Source organism: Parafrankia elaeagni (genome assembly GCF_000374165.1).
Taxonomy (GTDB): Bacteria; Actinomycetota; Actinomycetes; order Frankiales; family Frankiaceae; genus Parafrankia; species Parafrankia elaeagni.
On record NZ_KB893671.1, the window covers coordinates 189,926 to 206,874 of the forward strand.

A 16,949-nucleotide genomic window follows, 5' to 3' on the forward strand; every position below is an offset into this window, starting at 1 on the left:
CACATGTGGCACCAGGGGAGGAGAGAGGTCTAGTCCTGGCCCGCTGGTCATGGCACGATCGACTGGTATCTGACGGGTCCGATGTGACGAGCCGCAGGGGAAGGCGTTCCTCGTCGACGGAGGTCCCGCGTGGTGGCAATGTCATCGACAGCTCGTGAGCTGTCATCCGGCTCGTCGTCCTTCGCCGTGCCGGGCAAGCTGGCAGTTCTCGCGTGCCCGCCAGCGCTGTGCCCGCACCTGGAGTTCGCCGTGTCCGGAGCCCTTACCGCCCCGGTCTCCCTGACCTGGACGGCGCAGCCGGGCCATCCCGGCTTCCTGTACGCCGGTCTGGAATGGCGCGCCGTTCCGGGGACGGCGGGCCGGCTGGCCTCCGTCCTGCGCCGGCTGGGGCATGTGACCTTCGAGACCGTCGAGGGTCCTTCGCCGGGCTGTGACGCCGAGCGGTACTCGTTCACCCCCGAGCTGGGTCTGCACCGCGCCGCGATCGCCGCCAACGGGGACGTCGTGGTCGGCGAGGTCGCCCTGCTCGCCCTGCTCGAACGCGGTGAGGCGCGGGAGACCCTCTCCCGAGGCCTGCACCGCCTGCTCGGCACCGCCTGGGACGACGTCCTGGAACCGCTGCGGCGAGGGGCTCACGGCGCGCCCGTGACCTGGCTGCGGCGCACCGGCTGACGTCTCCGCACGGTTTGCTGAGCGCCCGCTCAGCTGTCTGTGGTCAAGCCCACACTGTGTTCGCGTGGGTCGGACGGGCACATACCCCCGGGGTCGTGCGTTGTGGGTTGCGCACGACGAGAGCACAACCATTCTGGGAGAACTCAGTGGCCACCGATTACGACACCCCCCGTACCACGGAACTCGAGGACTCCGAGCAGAGCCTGGAGGCCCTCAAGGCCCGGCGGGCGGACGCGGCGGCCGACCTCGGTGACGATGTCGATCCGTTCGAGACCGAGCTCGGCCTGCCCGGCGCCGACCTGTCCGGAGAGGAGCTGACCGTCCGTGTCCTGCCGCGGCAGGCGGACGAGTTCACCTGCACGAGCTGCTACCTCGTTCACCACCGCAGCCAGCTCTACGACGCCCGGCGCATGGTCTGCCGGGACTGCGCCGCCTGAAACCCGGCGCCCAGCACCACCGCGGTGCGAACCAGGCGGTACCGCGGTCTCCTGCTCCCCACCCCGGGGAGGTCAGGACGGTGTCCGCACGCCTGCCTCACGCATCCGGGCGACCGCGCGTTCGCGGTCGCCCTCGGTCCGTTCGACGAAGCGGGTGAGCGCCAGGGGGACGACGACGTCCAGCCCCTGCGCCCGCGCGTCGAGCGCGGTCTCGAGCACGCAGTAGTCACCCGCGAGACCGACCACGACCACGCTGGCCACCGAGCCCGCGGCCAGCCGCTCGCCGAGCACCGTCGAGGACCGCGCACCCGACTGCGGGTCCCGCACGGAGAAGCCCGAGTAGCCGTCCGCGCCGTCGACGCCCTTGCGGATGACCTCCCCGGCGATCGTCACGCCGGGGTGGAAGGCCGCGCCGGGCGTGTCGCGCACGCAGTGGGGCGGCCACGGCCCGCCCTCGGTCACGAAGTGCGGCGTCGACGGGGGATGCCAGTCCTGGGTGTAGTAGACCGGGGAGCCGGCCTCCGTCGCGGCCGCGATCTCGGCGTTCACCCCGTCGACGATCTCCTCTCCGCCGTCTACGTGGAGGCTGCCGCCCGCTGCCGCGAAGTCGTTCTGCATGTCGATCACCAGCAGCGCCACGCCGGGGCCGTACCGGGCATGGGCATGGGCGGCCGTGGTCGTGGCGGCCAGGTCTCCAGGCCGGCTCGCTCCGTGTGCGCCGGTCCGTTCCGCCGCGCCCTCCGCCGAGCTGCTTCCCACGGTGCCTCCCGACATCCACGGTGGTCACTTCGGGCCCGCGTGGCCACCCGGCCCGCGCGGCCCGCGCCGCGGCGTGTCGTCGGGAATGCCCGCCCCTGCCCCACTGTAGGTTGCGGGCGTGCGCAGCCGCGACTACGGACCCGACATCCTGGCCCAGGACAGGGCACGGGTGCCCAGACAGCCACGGGTGGTCGAGATCGAGCCGGACCTCGTCGTCGAGGACGCTGACTCCGGGTACTGCGGGGCAGTCGTCGGCGTCGAGGCCGGCGGGGTGATGCTCGAGGACCGGAAGGGGCGTCGCCGGGTCTTTCCCCTCGGCCAGGGCGCCTTCCTGCTGGACGGCGAGCGGATCACGCTCACCCGCCCACGGGCCGCCGCCCCGTCGGCACCCCGGCGAACCGCCTCGGGCTCCCTCGCCGTGCCAGGTGCGCCCGCCCGCGTCGCGCGTGCCAGCCGCATCTACGTCGAGGGCCTGCACGATGCAGCACTCGTCGAACGGGTCTGGGGCGACGACCTGCGGATAGAGGGTGTCGTCGTGGAGCCGCTGAACGGCGTCGACGACCTCCCCGAGATCGTCCGCGGTTTCCGGCCGCAGCCGGGGCGCCGGCTCGGCGTTCTCGTCGACCATCTCGTTCCCGGGTCCAAGGAGAGCCGGATCGCTGCTGCCGCTGCCGGCGAGCACGTTCTCGTGACCGGTCATCCCTACATCGACATCTGGCAGGCGGTGAAGCCGACCTCGGTCGGGATCCGTGCCTGGCCGCAGGTGCCGCGGGGCCAGGCCTGGAAGGAAGGCGTCTGCGCGGCCCTGGGCGTCAGCGAGCCGGCCGAGATGTGGCGCCGGGTGCTCGCGGCGGTCGACTCGTACTCCGACCTCGAACCCGGCCTGCTGAGGGCCGTCGAGGAGCTGATCGATTTCGTGACCGCGAACTGACGGACAGTGGTGCGGCGATCCGGGGCGGCCTGGGCGGACGTATATGGTTACGTACGGCCATTCCAGGCTCTTCGGCGCGAAGGTCACGTTGTTCGCTGGTGACGCTGGTCGCTGGTCGTCCTGGTCCGCTGGTCGCGTGGATCATGTGAGTGGATCCCGCGGTGCGGTGGTCTCCGGTTCGCCGAGATCCCGGCCGGCGACCGAGGCGCGGAGTCCGGTGCCTGACCGCATCCCGGTCACCGGTGCCTGACCCGCTTCCGGGCCCGTCGATGCCTGGACCGGCCTGGCCCGGAGGGGGGCGGAGGAGAAGCGGGGGCGCCATGCCCAGGAGCACGCCCAGGAGGGTGTCGCCCTACGCGCTGCTGGCGACCGCGGCGTTCCTGGCCATTGCCGTGGCCGTGACCGGCCTGGTGATCTGGCCCGGGGGAGCAGAGCCCGACGTGGCCAGGCGGCCTGCCACCGGGGCCACCGCGGCGGCGGACCTCCACGCCCTGGCCGGGCGGACGGTGGTCATCGACCCCGGTCACAACGGCGGGAACAGCGCCAATCCGACGGCTATCAACCGGCTCGTCGATGCCGGCGGTTTCCGGAAGGAATGCGACGCCGTGGGTGCCGAGACCACAGACGGGTACGCGGAGCACGCCTTCACCTTCGACGTTGCGGTCCGCGCCGCCGAGGAACTGCGCGCGCGGGGCGCAACAGTGATCCTGACCCGCACCGACGACCAGAGCGTCGGGCCCTGCGTCGACGAACGGGCCCGCATCGGCAACGACGCCGGCGCCGACGCCGTGGTGTCCGTGCATGCCGACGGCGGGCCGCCACAGGGCAGCGGCTTCCACGTCATCGCTCCGGCGGCGAGCCCGGACGGGGGCAACGGCGGCATCCTGCCCGCCTCGGGGCGGCTCGCTGACCTGCTCCGGGAGGCATTCGGGTCGGCGACCGGCCAGCCGCCGGCCGACTACCTCGGCGAGGACGGCATCACGGTGCGGGCCGACCTGGCCGGCCTGAACCTCTCCCGCGTGCCGAAGGTCTTTCTCGAATGCGGCAACATGCGCAATCCCGGTGACGCCGCGCGGATCAGCGACCCCGCCTGGCGCCAGCGGGCGGCGGCAGGGCTCGTTCAGGGAATTGCCGCCTTTCTGGTCGACGGCGGACCGCGTGACGGAGGCGCTGCCAGTGAAGGAAGCGGTGACAACGGCAGCCCAGGCGCCTCCGCCTCGCCCGGCAGCTGACCTGCCTGGCCGGAACCCCGTCCTCATTTTGCGCCAACTACGACAAAAGGCCGTTCCTCCACGAGGACGGCCTTCTGCGCTTTTCGCTATGGGTGGGGGGAGTGTCTCTACCGGTGGATCGGCCGTGGCGGTTGGTGAGGGCGATGAGCTGCTGCCCGCTCCCCTCGGGGCCGGCCCAGATGTCGCAGTCGAGGGTGAGGTCGCCGACGGCGGGGTGCCGGTAGTGCTTGGTGTCGTGGCTGGCGCTGGTGACCCGGTGCTCGGCCCACTCCTTCGGGTTCCGCCCGGCCGGTGTGTGGTCTCGTCGTGCCGAGCCTGCGAGCGAATCGTTGTCGACCCACCGGCCTGAACGGGTTTCTGTCATAGCTGAGTCGATGGCCGGTCGGGATCGGCCTCGACCGGGTTGGTGAGCACGAGGTGGTCGACGAGCTCGACCTCGAGCACGTCGCCGGGCCGCAAGTAGCGGGGCGGGGTCTCGCGGTGGCCGATGCCGGAGGGGGTGCCGGTGGCGATGACGTCGCCGGGGGAGAGCTCGGTGAAGGTGCTGATGTAGGAGATGACCGTCGGTACGTCGAAGACCAGGTCGGAGAGTCGGCCACGCTGTTTCTCGGCTCCGTTGAGCCGCGTGACGACCTCGAGGGACCTGGGTTCGGAGACCTCGTCGGCGGTCACGAGCCACGGCCCCCAGGAGCCCGAGCGGTCCCAGTTCTTTCCGGCGGTGGCCTGGGCGCTGTGCAGCTGGAAGCCTCGGACGCTGTTCTCGCCCATCGCCGAGTAGCCGGCGACGTGCTCGAGCGCGGCGGGGGCAGGGATACGACGGCCACCGCGCCCGATGACGACCACCACCTCGCCCTCCCAGTCGAGGGTGTCGGACTCGACCGGGGTGAGCAGCGGCTGACCGTGGCCGACGAACGTGGAGGCGAACCGGGTGAACAGCGTCGGGTGGTCGCCGGCGTCGCGCACCACCTCGGCGGCGTGGGTGGCGAAGTTGAGCCCGACGCAGACGATCTTGGCCGGATCCGGGACCGGCGGGAGCAAGATCGCGTCGGCGAGATCAACCTCGGGTCTCCCCGGCAGCTCGAGCTGCTCGGTGCTCAGTCCGAACGCACGCCGTACGTCACCACCGGTGACCGCAGTGACGTCGTACGCCGGACCTGCGGCGTCGCGTTGGGCGAGGGTACGTCGCTCACCGCTGATCAATCCTGTCGCGAGCCTCACCGGAGCTCCCGCTCCACATCCATGATCTCCTTGGCCTCGTGGAGCAGCGCCGCGACCTTCTCGGCGCCGGCGGGTGTGGTGGGAACCAGGGGCGGCCGGACGTGGGCCGACGCGATCCGTCCCTCCTGCTCGAGGACCAGTTTGGCGGTCGTCGGGTTGGTCTCCACGAACAGCAGGTCGACCAGTGGGTGCAGTGCGTAGTGCAGTCGTCGGGCTTCCTCGGCGTCGCCGGCCAGCCACGCGTCGTACATCGACGCCACCGCGCGTGGGGCGATGTTGGCGGTGGCACTGACGAAGCCGACCCCGCCCAGTGCGAGGAGCGGCAGGCACAGCAGCTCGATGCCCGACCACACCAGGAGCTCCTCGCCGCACAGCTGCAGGACCCGCGAGAAGTGCTCGAAGTCCTTGGTCGTCTCCTTGATCCCCACGATGTTGTCGAAGTCGTGGAACAGCCGCGCGACGGTCTCGGGCGCGACGTCGACGGCGGTGCGCGAGGGGACGTTGTAGATGACGAGCGGGAGGTCGGGGAACTCGCGGGCGACTGCCTCGTACCAGGCGTAGAGCCCGTCCTGGGTCGGTCGCGCGTAGTACGGGGAGATCACGAGGGTGGCGTCGGCGCCGGCAGCTTGGGCGACCTCGGTCAGTTCGAGGGTCTCGCTCAGGTGGGTCGAGCCCGTCCCGGCCAGGAACGGCACGCGGTCCGCGACGACCTCGGCGACGACGCGGATCGCGGCGGCGCGCTCGGCGACCGTCTGGGCCGAGGGCTCTCCGGTCGAGCCGCCGATCGAGATCCCGTGGGAGCCGGCGGCCAGCTGCCAGTCGACCAGCCGCCGCAGCGAGTCGTGGTCGACGGCGCCGTCGCTGGTGAAGGGGGTGATGAGGGGAGCGATCGAGCCGGTGATGAGCGAGGGTTCCTTGCGAAAGCGCACGGTCAGCCTTCCTGGGTCTGGTTCTCGGCGGAGGGGGAGGCGAGCAGCTCGGCGTGGGCTGCGCCGGCGACTGCGAGATCGCCGATGCCGCTGCCGAGGGCCTTGAAGAGGGTGAGCCGGCACCCTGCGGGACGGGCGGTGCCCTCGGCGAGCAGCTGGCCCAGGGTGGTGACGGCGTCGAGGTCGACGTCGGCGGCGTGAAGCTCGGCCGCGGCGCGTCGGGCGTTGTCGCGGTCGTCGACCACGATCAATCCGGCCGCCTCGACGACGCCGGGCAGCAGCTCGCGGTGCGTGGGCAGGATGGCGCCGAGCGCGTTGAGGTGTACGCCGTCAGCGAGGTCGTCGAGGTCGAGGAACGGCTCTCGGGCGCGGGTCACCGCGGTGACGATCGGTACGTCGCGCACGGTCTCCGTCACGCTGTCGTACACCGCGACCTTGAGCCCGAGTTCGGTGTGAACCCGCTCCGCGAAGGCGCGCCGGTGGTCGGCGTCGCGGCTCCAGATCCGGACCTCGTTCAGCGAGCGGACCTCCGCGACGGCGCGGACCTGGTGCATCGCCTGTCGTCCGGTGCCGAGCACCGCCAGCCGGTCGGCGTCCGGTGCGGTCAGTGCGTCGGTGACGAGAGCGGCGGTGCCGGAGGTGCGCAGCATTCCGAGCGCTCCCGCAGCCATGGCGGCGCACGCCGCGCCACGGTCGGTGTCGAAGAGCGTCAGCAGGGCTTCGGCGCCGCGGGGGGTGTTCACCCAGTACTTGAAGGCCAGTCGTTGCGCGACCAGGTCGACGGCCCCGAGGGCGTGAGCGCTGCTCACCCCGGAGTCGGGAAGATCCTCCCACTGCAGCATCGTCTTCGGGACAGCCATCGCCTTACCCTCGTGCGCGGCGATGAACGCGGCGCGCAGGGCGGTGAGGGCGGCGGGCACGGGGACGGAGGCCTCAACCTGCGCGTCATCGTACTGCGGGAGGCTCATCGAGCTCCTTCGTGGGCGGTGGCTGTGACCGCTCTTACGCTGATCGCGGCCTACGCATAGACGCAAGTAGCAGTGTCGCGATGCGCGTATCACCGATCGCTTATGGAGGCGCGATGCAAACCCAGCTATCGCTGCGCAGGCTCGAAGTGTTCTGTCTCGTCGTCGAGGAGTGCAGCGTGACTCGGGCGGCGGAGGCGCTGCTCGTGGCGCAGCCCGCGGTCTCCGCGCAGCTGCGGGCGCTTGAGGCGTGGGTCGGGGCGCCGATGTTCCAGCGCCAGGGCAACCGGCTGGTCCTCACCGAGGCCGGTGAACGGACCCACCGCTGGGCGAGCGGAGTGCTGGCCGGTGCGGCGGCGGTGCGACGAGAGGTGGGCGACCTCGCCGGAGGCGAGACCGGGCGGGTCGTGGTGTTCTCCAGCCTGGCCGTCGGGACGTACGTCGTGCCGCCCGTGCTGGCGCGGCTGGGCCGCGAGCGCCCGCGGGCAGACATCACCGTCGCGACCTCGCGGCCGGACGAGGTGGTGCATGCGGTCGAGAGCGGCGAGTGCGACCTGGCGGTCCTCAACTGGGACCAACGGCCGCTGCCAGAAACGGTCGACCTCGAGCGGCTGGCGACGGTTCCGCTAGGGGTCTACGTCTCGCCGGAGCTTGTGGAGCGGGGGGCCGCGCTGAGCGTCGCCGAGGCGATGGCGCTCCCGCTGGTCGGTGCGCCCGGCAACGTCGTCTACCAGCGCAACCTGGAGAGCCAGCTTCGCGCCGCCGACCAGCCGGTGCCGCACTTCGTGCTGCGGCTCGGCCACGCCGAGGCGATGAAGCGGGCGGCGGTGACCAACGGCTGGGGGCTCATCGCCCCGTCGTACGCCGTCGACGTCGAGGTCGCCGACGGTCGCCTGCATCGCCTCGACCTTCCCGACCTCGATCTGAGCGAGGAGATCGTGCTCCTCCGCCGCCACGACAAGCTCTGGTCGCCCCTGCAGCAGGCGGCCGTCGCCGCCCTTCGCTCGGAGGTGCCGGACGCCGTCACCGACAGCAGCGAAGGCGGCTCATAACGAATCCGTGATGGGCGGATCGGACTACTTGTCTTGGATTGATGTGACGTCCGCAACCTAACGTGACGGCCACCACGTAAACCCGCCCCAGACAGGAGTCCCGGCCATGACCACCCACGCCAACGACACTCGGGTCGCCCTCGTCGACTCGCGCACGGACGGTCGTGCCCCCCGTGAGATGTGGGCACCGATGAAGCTCGGCGCGGCCGAGATCGAGAACCAGTTCGCCGCCCTCGAGGACGGCAGCCCCGACGTGCGCGGCCGACGCGAGGCGCTGGTCGTCCACCCGCAGGCGCCGACCGGCGTCCGCGGTCTCGCGCCGGCCACGCAGGTCGCCCTCGGCGTCCTGCTCCCAGGCGAGTCGAGCGTGACCACCCGCGACAACACCAACGGGCTCGGGATGGCCCTGGCCGGCCACGGCAGCGTCACGATCGGGGACCGCACCATCGACCTGGTGCAGCAGGACGTGTGGACCAAGCCCACCATGCGGTTGGAGACCTTCCGCAATACCGGCTCCGTCCCGTTCCGCTACATCCGCTACTCCAACGCCGCGCTGCTGGAGTCGATCTCGGCGTTCTACGAGGACTTCGGCGGCAACGATGCAGCCGCTGCCGAAGAGATCGTCGAGGAGAACCGCAAGCGGGCCAAGGACCTCGTCCCTCCGATCCCCGTGGGCGGTGACGGTGGCCAGCTGCTGCCCTACGAGGCGATCATCGACATCGACGAGGTGCCCGACAACCCGCTCCACTTCCCCTGGGCCCAGGTACGCGCGGAGCTCGGCGGCGTGGAGTCGCTGAAGACCGGCTACAACGGACGGCCGCTCGTGGTGCTCTACAACCCCGCCACGGGGCGGCTCAACGGAACGGCGCCGTCGTTCTTCGCCACCATCCTCTCGGTCGGCGGCGCTTTCGCCGGCCCGACCCACCGGCACATGAGCTCGGCGATCAACTACCACTTCGCCGGCCGCGGCTGGTCGGTGGTGGAAGGCCAGCGGTTCGACTGGGAGGCCGGCGACCTGATGCTCTCGGCCCCCGGCTGGGGCGCGCACGGACACACCATCAGCACAGAGGGCGCCCAGGTGCTCACGGTCCAGGACCACCCGCTGCACACCTCGACAGGCTCCCTGGTCTGGCAGGAGGACATCGAGAACGGCGAGATTCTCACCCTCGGCTCCCAGGTCGGGTTCCAGACCAACCTCGCCGACTACGCCGGGCGATGAGTTCTCCACTGCGGAGCCCGCACCCCGACGTGGTGGTCCCCGACCGGTCGCTGATCGACCACCTGCTCGGTGACCTCGGCGAGGACGCCGATCGCACAGCCCTGGTCGACGGTGCGCGCAGCCTCACATTCCGGGAACTGCGGGCGCTCGTCGACAGTGCCGCGACCGGTCTCGCCGCGCGCGTCGGTCCGGGCGAGGTCGCCGCGCTGGTCGCTCCGAACTCGATCGGCTTCGTCGTCGCGTTTCTCGGGGCGCTGCGTGCCGGGGTCACGGTGACCCCGGTCAACGTGCTCGCCACCGCCGACGAAGTCGCGCGCCAGGTCACCGACTCGGGGGCGCAGGTGGTGCTGGCCAGCGGGGCGTACAGCAGCACCGCGCTCGAGGCGGTCGAGCTGGCCGGTCCGGGCCCGGGTGCGGCCGTGGTGCTGGAGGACGCACTCGCCGACTGGTCCAGCCTTCCGGCGTACGTCGGAGAGCCGGTCACCGCACCCGCAACCCATCTCGCCGTGCTTCCCTACTCCTCGGGCACCACCGGCCGGCCCAAGGGCGTGATGCTCACCCACCGCAACCTGGTCGCCAACCTCGCCCAGATCGAGGAGCTCCTCGCGGTCGGACGAGAGTCGGTGCTGCTGGGAGTCCTGCCGTTCTCGCACATCTACGGCATGACCGTGGTCCTGCACCTCGCGCTGCGCCGCCGGGCGACGCTCGTCGTCGTCCCGCGCTTCGACCTCGAAGCCGTCCTCGGGCTGGTCGAGCAGCACCGGATGACCCATCTGTTCGTCGCACCGCCGGTCGTCCTGGCCCTCGCCAAGTCTCCCGAGGTCGATGCCCACGACCTCTCCTCGGTCGCTGTGGTCCTCTCGGGTGCCGCACCCCTCGACGAGGCCCTCGCCTCCGCGGTCGCCGACCGGCTCGACTGCCAGGTACGGCAGGCCTACGGGATGAGCGAGATGAGCCCGGTCAGCCACCTCGCACCCGTCTCCGCCCACCTGCCGGCCTCCTCGGTCGGCTGGACCGTTCCCAACATGAGCATCCGGCTCGTCGACGTCGCCACCGGCGCGGACATCGAGCCGCCCACCGAAGGTGTGAGCACCCCGGGCGAGCTGTGCTGCTCGGGCCCCAACGTGATGGCCGGCTACCTCGGCAACGAGGCCGAGACCCGCGACAGCATCGACGAGCTGGGCTACCTGCACACCGGCGACATCGCCACGGTCTCGGCCGACGGGGTCGTCAGGATCGTCGACCGGCTCAAGGAGCTCATCAAGTACAAGGGATACCAGGTCGCCCCGGCCGAGCTCGAGGGGCTGCTGCTCGGCCACCCCGACATCGCGGACGCCGCGGTCGTCGGCATCGCGCAGGGCACCACCGGCGACGAGTGGCCCAAGGCCTTCGTCGTCCCGAGCGCCGGCGCCAGCCTCGACGCCGAGCAGGTCATCACGTACGTCGCCGATCGTGTCGCGCCGTACAAGAAGGTCCGGATCGTCGAGTTCGTCGACGCCATCCCCAAGTCCGCGAGCGGCAAGATCCTGCGCCGCGAGCTGCGCACGCCAGCACCCGCAACCATCTGAACCACGTGAATCGCCGACCCCTCCCGAACGAGAGCGAGCCAACAATGACCACGGACGCCGCCGCCTTCCCCATCGACCTCTTCGACCAGGGCTTCCTGGCCGGCGACCGCACCGAGCCCTACCGGCAGTTGCGTGATACCGGCGCCGTCCTGCCCCTGACCCTCGGCCCGGGCGAGCCGGCCCGGGTCCTGAGCAACCATGCCGACGTTCGTGCGGTCCTGCGGTTACCCAGGGGACGCGTGCAACCCCTGGGCTCCGTCGCGCCACCATGGCTCACCGGCCCCGCACTCGAGCGGCTGCGCGCCAACCTGGTCCAGGTCGACGACCCCGACCACGCCCGCCTCCGCAACGTCGTGGGCCCGATGTTCATCCCCCGCCGCGTTGAGCAGTTCCGCGAGCTCGCCGTCGAGTCGGTCGCGAGGGCGATCGCCAACGTCCAGGCCAAGGACGGGGTCGTCGACGCGGTGCAGGACCTCGGCGTCGACATCCCCCGCGGCGTCATCTGCCGCTTCCTCGGCATCCCGGAGGACGACTGGCACCGGCTCACCGAACAGGTCCACACCTTCCTCCTCATCTTCTCCCCGGCCCCGCTCACCGAGGAGCAGCAAGGGCTGCTCAACGGCGCCACCCAGTTCTTCTTCGACTACTTCGACGCGTTCCTGGACAGCCGGCCGCGCGCGGAGCACAGCCCCTTCGCCCAGCTGTTGCTCGACGCCGAGAGCGCCGGTGACCTCAGCCACGTCGAGGTCCTGTCGCTGATGCACACCATCCTCGACGCCGGCTACGAGACCACCCGCACCTCCATCTCCAACCTTGTGGAGCTCCTGGTCCAGCAGCCCGAGGTGCTCGAGGAGCTCCGTGCCGTTCCCGACCTGGTGCCCGCGGCGGTCGAGGAGCTCCTGCGGTTCCGGACCCCGCTGCACGTGCGCGAGCGCTACCTCGTCGAGGAGTTCGAAGCCTCCGATGGCACCGTGCTCCCCGCCGGCACCCGCGCCATCGTCATGATCGCGGCCGCCAACCGCGACCCCGCCGAGTTCGCCGACCCGGACCGGTTCGACCTGCACCGCGGGAACGCCTCCGGACACCTCGCCTTCGGCGGCGGGATGCACCACTGCCTCGGAGCGCCGATCGCGCGGATCCAGGTGCAGGAGACCCTGCGCGGGATCCTCGCCAACTTCGACTCCGTCGAGCAGCGCGAGCCGGGCCAGCGATTCCCCGATCTGATCTTCCCGGCCCTGACCACACTGCCGGTCACACTGCACCCCCGGCCGGCCTCGTGACCTCCAAGAACACCGGCCTCACCCTGCGGGTGGCCGCCAAGGTCCAGGTCTCCGACGACGTCGTGCAACTCACTCTGACGGGCGCCACCCCGCTCCCGCCCTGGGAACCCGGGGCCCACATCGACGTCGAGTGCGGCGAGCACCGCCGTCAGTACTCGCTGTGCGGGAACCCCCACGCCCGCGATCATTACCGCATCGCGGTGCTCCGCGAGCCCAGGGGCCGCGGCGGCTCGGCGTACCTCCACGACTGCGTGAGCACCACCGACCGGCTGCAGGTCTCTTTGCCACGCAACACCTTCGCCCTCGTGCCGGCCGGGCGCTACGTCTTCATCGCCGGCGGCATCGGCATCACCCCGATCCTTCCGATGGTCGCCGAGGCCGAGCGCCAGGGCGCCGAGTGGACGCTCATGTACGGGGGTCGTACCCGCGCTGCGATGGCGTTCCTCGACGAGCTCGCGGCGTACGGCGACCGCGTGACCATCCATCCGCAGGACGAAGCCGGACTGCTCCCCGTCACCGACCTCCTGGCTGAGCCGGTTGCCGGGACGCGGGTCTACTGTTGTGGCCCGGCGCCGCTCCTCGACGCCGTCGTCCGGCTCAGCTCGGGGTGGCCAGCCGGGTCGCTGCACGTGGAGCACTTCAGCCCCACGGAGCTCGACGCGGAGGCCGAACGCGGCTTCGACGTACGCCTGGCCGGCAGCGGAGCCACCCATCACGTCCCGAGCGACCGGACCATCCTCGAGGTGCTGGCCGAGGCCGGCGTACCGGTCGGCTCGTCGTGCGAGGTGGGCAACTGTGGCACGTGCGAGACCGTCGTGTTGGAGGGCGTGCCCGACCACCGAGACGCCGTCCTGACGCCGGATGAGAGAGCCGAGGGCCGCTACATGATGCTGTGCGTGTCCCGCTCACTATCGGACACGCTGGTCCTCGACATCTGAGTCTCCGCGCCCGTCGCGTCTCGAGCGGCGATCTTCCCATGGCGCTCGTCGAACAGATGCACTCAGGCGAGCGTCGATCACGGCCGCCGCACCCCTAGTCGTCCTCAAGCTCGGAGGAGCCGATGATCGAACCACTCGAAAGTGGCCACCCCCAGGACCACGAGGACGCCGAGATCGGCGAAGCCCGTGCCGTCGTCGACGCGGCCGTCCGGGAGGCCGCGGCCGCGGCGCAGCACTGGCGACACCTGGCGTCGTTCGACCGCGGCCGCGTCCTCATGTCCATCGCCCGCCGGATCGTCGCGGACCTCGACGATCTCGTCGCTCTCGAGCGCGCCGAAACCGGTAAACCGGCCCCGCTGGCGGCAGCCGAGATCATCGGGGCGGCTGAGTACTTCGAGTTCTACGCCTCGCTGGTCCACCTACCGATCGGTGCCGTTCTCGACGTGCGCCCCGATCTACACGTCTACACCGTGCGCGAGCCGTTCGGCGTCGTCGGAGTCATCACGCCCTGGAACCTGCCGCTGAACCAGGCCGCCCGTGCCTGCGCCCCCGCGCTCGCCGCCGGCAACGTCGTGGTCGTCAAGCCCGCCGAGACCACGACGGGGACCACCGTCGCGCTCGCGCGCCTCGCCGTCGAGGAGGGGCTTCCTCCCGGCGTGCTGAACGTCGTCCTCGGCCCCGGATCCACCGTGGGCTCGGCGATCGTCGAGCACCCGCTGGTCCGCAAGGTCGCCTTCACCGGCTCTGTACTCGTTGGCCAGAAGATCGGCCGCATCGCCGCCGAGCGAATCCTGCCCCTCACCCTCGAGCTCGGCGGCAAGTCCGCCAACATCGTGTTCGCCGACGCCGATCTCGACTTCGCCGCCACAGAAGCGGTCCGCGCCTTCACCGGGAAGGCCGGCCAGATCTGCTCGTCCGGCACTCGGCTGCTCGTCGAGCGCAACATCCACGACGAGTTCGTCGCCAAGGTCGTTGAAGCCGCGCGTCGCCAGCGTCCCGGGCACGAGCTCGGCCCGATGATCACCGACCAGCAGTTCGAGACCGTGCAGCACTACTTCCGGGTCGCCACCGACGACGGCGCCGTGGCGGCCACCGGCGGCACCGTTGCACTTGAACCAGGCATGGCCGAGCAGCGCTTTGTCGAGCCCACCGTCTACACCGGTGTCACCAGCGACATGCGCATCGCCCGCGAGGAGGTCTTCGGGCCGGTCCTGGCAGTCCTCCCGTTCGAGACCGAGGACGAGGCCGTCGCCATCGCCAACGACTCCGACTACGGACTGGTGGGTGGTGTGTTCACTGCCGACATCTCGCGAGCCTTCCGCGTCGCCAGGGCGATCGAGGCCGGCCAGGTGTACGTGAACTCCTGGTCCACGCAGTCGGTCCAGATGCCGTTCGGTGGCCACAAGGCGAGCGGATACGGGCGTGAGAAAGGCATCGAGGCGCTCGCCCACTACTCGCAGATGAAGAGCATCAGTGTGTACACGCCGTCGTCCTGAAACCGATGTCTGTCCGTGGACCGTCGCGGAACTCTCTATCTGACATGTCCTGATCGCTGCGAGTCCTCCAGCCGAGAACACGAAGGTTGGTCGGATGCGCTCGGGAACACCCAGACGCCTTCGGCCGGACCCGAGCGTCACGTACATGCTGCCCGACGTCGTCGCACTTGGCCCGGGGAGAGGAGGGGCCCCTCAGAAACAGGACAGGAGCGGCCAGATCTGGCCGCTCCTTGTTCCCCGATTGTTCCCCGTTTCAGATCCGGATTCAGGAAGCGGATCCGACCTGTGGAAACATGGTGGGCGATACTGGGATTGAACCAGTGACCTCTACCGTGTCAAGGTAGCGCTCTCCCACTGAGCTAATCGCCCGTAACTGGATCAGAGGCGGAGGCGGGAATCGAACCCGCGTACAGGGCTTTGCAGGCCCTTGCCTAAACCACTCGGCCACTCCGCCGTGAAAGGCCGTGATGGCTTCATCGCTGACCACACCGCTTCCGAGCGGACGACGGGATTCGAACCCGCGACCCTCACCTTGGCAAGGTGATGCTCTACCACTGAGCCACGTCCGCACGCTCCGCTGCCACGCTCCCGAAAGGTGTACTCGGGCCACCGATCAGATCGGCGTTCCGCTTGGCGGTGCAGGTAGCACTCTAGCGGACGATCGGGGTGGTCGTCGAATCTGCGCGCCGACGTGCCGGGATGTCGCCCGGATGTCGACCCTGTGTCGCTGACTCGTTGATCTGCCGGTCGCACGCGGTGTCAGGGATGTGTTTGTGCTCGGCGCGCCGTGGCGGGAGACGGAACCGGGGCACTGTCCGGCTGCCGGAGAGGGACGGGGGTCACGCTCGCGGGCGGCAGGGGGTACCCGTGCGGGCGGCGTAGTCACGTAGACGGCGGCGCGGGGGAGTCCCGCTCCGCTCCGGGTGCGCGGTGCGGCGACCTCGGGCCTCAGGCGCGGTCGACGACGGCGGTACGGTGATCGGAATGATGGGCGCGAGCAGGGGCATCACGAGCGGGGGAACCACGGGCGGGGGCAGGACTGTCAGGAGCGGCGCGCATGTGTCGTCACAGCCGCGGGCGGTCGCGGTGACCGCCCCACGGAGGTTCCGGGGCCGGGAGTCCTACCTTCTGGCGGGTGGTCTGCTGGCCACCGGCGTCGTGGAGGTGTCGGACGACCTCCGGGTGCTCGACCGCGGTGGCTTCTGGGGCGTTGTCCTCGACTTCGAGGGCGCGGCCCGCTGTGTCCGCTTCCGCGACGTGCGCCGCGCGCCCGACATCGCCCGCCTGGCGGCGGCTCCCTGGCAGGGCCCGCCGCGCGACACCTGGGTGACGAGCCTGGATGCCGCCTCCTACATCGACGGAGTGCAGGCTGTACGCGCGGAGATCGCCGCAGGTGAGGTCTACCAGGTGAACCTGTGTCGGCTGCTCTCGGCGCCGACAGCCACCGGAACCGGCGGAACGGACCTGGCGGGTCTGGCCGCCGTCCTGGCCGCGGGCAACCCCGCTCCCTACTCGGTGGTGTTCGACGCCCCGGAGGCCGGCCTGCGCATCGCCGGAGCCTCGCCGGAGCTGTTCCTCTCCCGGGACGGCGATCTCGTCCGCTCGGGCCCGATCAAGGGCACCGGCCGGACGGTGGCCGACCTGCGGGACAAGGACGTCGCCGAGAACGTGATGATCGTCGACCTCGTCCGCAACGACCTGGGTCGGGTGGCCCGGCCCGGGAGCGTCACGGTTCCTGCGCTGTGCGCGGTCGAGCGGCATCCCGGTCTGGTGCACCTGGTCTCGACGGTGCAGGCCCGGCTCGCGTCGGACGTCGGCTGGCCGGAGCTGATCGCCGCGACGTCCCCGCCGGGCTCCGTCTCGGGCGCCCCGAAGTCGAGCGCGCTGCGGATCATCAGGCGGCTGGAGCCGGTACCCCGCGGCCCCTACTGCGGCGGCATCGGCTGGGTCGACGCCGACACCGGCCGGGGCTGGCTGTCGGTGGGCATCCGGACGTTCTGGCTGGCCGACGAACGGATCTGGTTCGGGACCGGTGCCGGAATCACCTGGGGGAGCGACCCGCAGGCGGAGTGGCAGGAGACGGAGCTGAAGGCCAGCCGGCTGCTGTCGCTGGCCTCGTCCACCCGAGACGGCCGAATCGCGCCGAGCCCGGCGCCGACGACGGCGCCGACCACCCACGGCCCCGCACGCGGCGAGGGGCGACCACGTCGTGGCAGTCCGCTGACAGCCCCGCGCCGTTGACGGTCTCCCCGC

At 70.9% G+C, this 16,949-nt stretch carries 16 protein-coding genes and 3 tRNA genes; 11 read left to right on the plus strand and 8 right to left on the minus strand.

Going from position 1 to position 16,949, the window contains the following annotated elements:
- Positions 1-138 precede the first annotated feature (138 nt).
- Together B207_RS0102535 and B207_RS0102540 are read left to right on the plus strand one after the other, a co-directional pair.
- Positions 139-672 (plus strand): DUF3145 domain-containing protein, encoded by a 534-nt coding sequence (locus B207_RS0102535; RefSeq protein ID WP_018634940.1) that lies wholly within the window; start codon positions 139-141, stop codon positions 670-672.
- Between the two features lie 146 nt (positions 673-818).
- On the plus strand, positions 819-1,109 hold the full coding sequence (locus B207_RS0102540) for a DUF4193 domain-containing protein (RefSeq protein WP_018634941.1): 291 nt from the start codon (positions 819-821) through the stop codon (positions 1,107-1,109).
- Between the two features lie 72 nt (positions 1,110-1,181).
- Here the strand turns inward: B207_RS0102540 and B207_RS0102545 are convergent, their stop codons facing one another.
- Positions 1,182-1,733, minus strand: coding sequence for an isochorismatase family protein (locus B207_RS0102545; protein ID WP_268258185.1), 552 nt, complete (start codon positions 1,731-1,733; stop codon positions 1,182-1,184).
- A gap of 253 nt (positions 1,734-1,986) precedes the next feature.
- On the opposite strand from B207_RS0102545, the gene B207_RS0102550 reads away from it, so the two are divergent.
- Together B207_RS0102550 and B207_RS32225 are read left to right on the plus strand one after the other, a co-directional pair.
- Positions 1,987-2,799, plus strand: coding sequence for a DUF3097 domain-containing protein (locus tag B207_RS0102550; protein ID WP_026310589.1), 813 nt, complete (start codon positions 1,987-1,989; stop codon positions 2,797-2,799).
- A gap of 320 nt (positions 2,800-3,119) precedes the next feature.
- Positions 3,120-4,031: an N-acetylmuramoyl-L-alanine amidase gene (locus B207_RS32225; RefSeq protein WP_051102344.1), complete on the plus strand. Its 912-nt coding sequence runs from the start codon at positions 3,120-3,122 to the stop codon at positions 4,029-4,031.
- Positions 4,032-4,068: 37 nt separating this feature from the next.
- Here the strand turns inward: B207_RS32225 and B207_RS42715 are convergent, their stop codons facing one another.
- Genes B207_RS42715 through B207_RS32230 form a run of 4 tightly spaced genes read right to left on the minus strand, consistent with a single transcriptional unit; the run spans position 4,069 to position 7,146 of the window.
- A complete protein-coding gene (locus B207_RS42715) occupies positions 4,069-4,395 on the minus strand; it encodes an MmyB family transcriptional regulator (RefSeq protein ID WP_084691969.1) in 327 nt (108 codons plus the stop codon).
- The gene (locus B207_RS0102565; protein ID WP_154675107.1) at positions 4,392-5,249 is read right to left on the minus strand and encodes a fumarylacetoacetate hydrolase family protein; all 858 of its coding nucleotides are present in this window, start codon (positions 5,247-5,249) and stop codon (positions 4,392-4,394) included. Before B207_RS0102565 ends, B207_RS42715 begins: the two co-directional genes overlap by 4 nt.
- On the minus strand, positions 5,246-6,178 hold the full coding sequence (dapA, locus tag B207_RS0102570; RefSeq protein ID WP_018634947.1) for a 4-hydroxy-tetrahydrodipicolinate synthase: 933 nt from the start codon (positions 6,176-6,178) through the stop codon (positions 5,246-5,248). The genes B207_RS0102565 and dapA overlap by 4 nt, the downstream gene beginning before the upstream one ends.
- 2 nt (positions 6,179-6,180) lie before the next feature.
- Positions 6,181-7,146 (minus strand): ornithine cyclodeaminase family protein, encoded by a 966-nt coding sequence (locus tag B207_RS32230; protein ID WP_018634948.1) that lies wholly within the window; start codon positions 7,144-7,146, stop codon positions 6,181-6,183.
- A gap of 113 nt (positions 7,147-7,259) precedes the next feature.
- Here B207_RS32230 and B207_RS0102580 point away from each other — a divergent pair, with 113 nt between their 5' ends.
- From B207_RS0102580 to B207_RS32240, 6 genes are all read left to right on the plus strand, one after another.
- Positions 7,260-8,195, plus strand: coding sequence for a LysR family transcriptional regulator (locus B207_RS0102580; RefSeq protein ID WP_026310590.1), 936 nt, complete (start codon positions 7,260-7,262; stop codon positions 8,193-8,195).
- 106 nt (positions 8,196-8,301) lie between these two features.
- The gene (locus B207_RS0102585) at positions 8,302-9,414 is read left to right on the plus strand and encodes a cupin domain-containing protein (protein WP_018634950.1); all 1,113 of its coding nucleotides are present in this window, start codon (positions 8,302-8,304) and stop codon (positions 9,412-9,414) included.
- Positions 9,411-10,982, plus strand: a complete 1,572-nt coding sequence (locus B207_RS0102590) for an AMP-binding protein (RefSeq protein WP_035739720.1) — start codon at positions 9,411-9,413, stop codon at positions 10,980-10,982. The genes B207_RS0102585 and B207_RS0102590 overlap by 4 nt, the downstream gene beginning before the upstream one ends.
- Before the next feature lie 44 nt (positions 10,983-11,026).
- Positions 11,027-12,262: a cytochrome P450 gene (locus B207_RS32235; RefSeq protein ID WP_018634952.1), complete on the plus strand. Its 1,236-nt coding sequence runs from the start codon at positions 11,027-11,029 to the stop codon at positions 12,260-12,262.
- Positions 12,259-13,200: a PDR/VanB family oxidoreductase gene (locus B207_RS0102600; RefSeq protein ID WP_018634953.1), complete on the plus strand. Its 942-nt coding sequence runs from the start codon at positions 12,259-12,261 to the stop codon at positions 13,198-13,200. The genes B207_RS32235 and B207_RS0102600 overlap by 4 nt, the downstream gene beginning before the upstream one ends.
- 122 nt (positions 13,201-13,322) lie before the next feature.
- Complete coding sequence (locus tag B207_RS32240; RefSeq protein ID WP_018634954.1) at positions 13,323-14,696, plus strand: aldehyde dehydrogenase family protein; 1,374 nt, start codon at positions 13,323-13,325, stop codon at positions 14,694-14,696.
- Between the two features lie 294 nt (positions 14,697-14,990).
- On the opposite strand, the gene B207_RS0102610 is transcribed toward B207_RS32240, so the two are convergent.
- The 3 genes from B207_RS0102610 to B207_RS0102620 form a co-directional block, all read right to left on the minus strand.
- A tRNA-Val gene (locus B207_RS0102610) sits at positions 14,991-15,065 on the minus strand.
- A gap of 13 nt (positions 15,066-15,078) precedes the next feature.
- Positions 15,079-15,150 (minus strand) — tRNA-Cys (locus B207_RS0102615).
- Positions 15,151-15,193: 43 nt separating this feature from the next.
- A tRNA-Gly gene (locus B207_RS0102620) sits at positions 15,194-15,265 on the minus strand.
- Positions 15,266-15,755: 490 nt separating this feature from the next.
- Between B207_RS0102620 and B207_RS32245 the strand changes: the two genes are divergently transcribed.
- Positions 15,756-16,937, plus strand: coding sequence for a chorismate-binding protein (locus B207_RS32245; RefSeq protein WP_018634955.1), 1,182 nt, complete (start codon positions 15,756-15,758; stop codon positions 16,935-16,937).
- Positions 16,938-16,949: the final 12 nt, after the last annotated feature.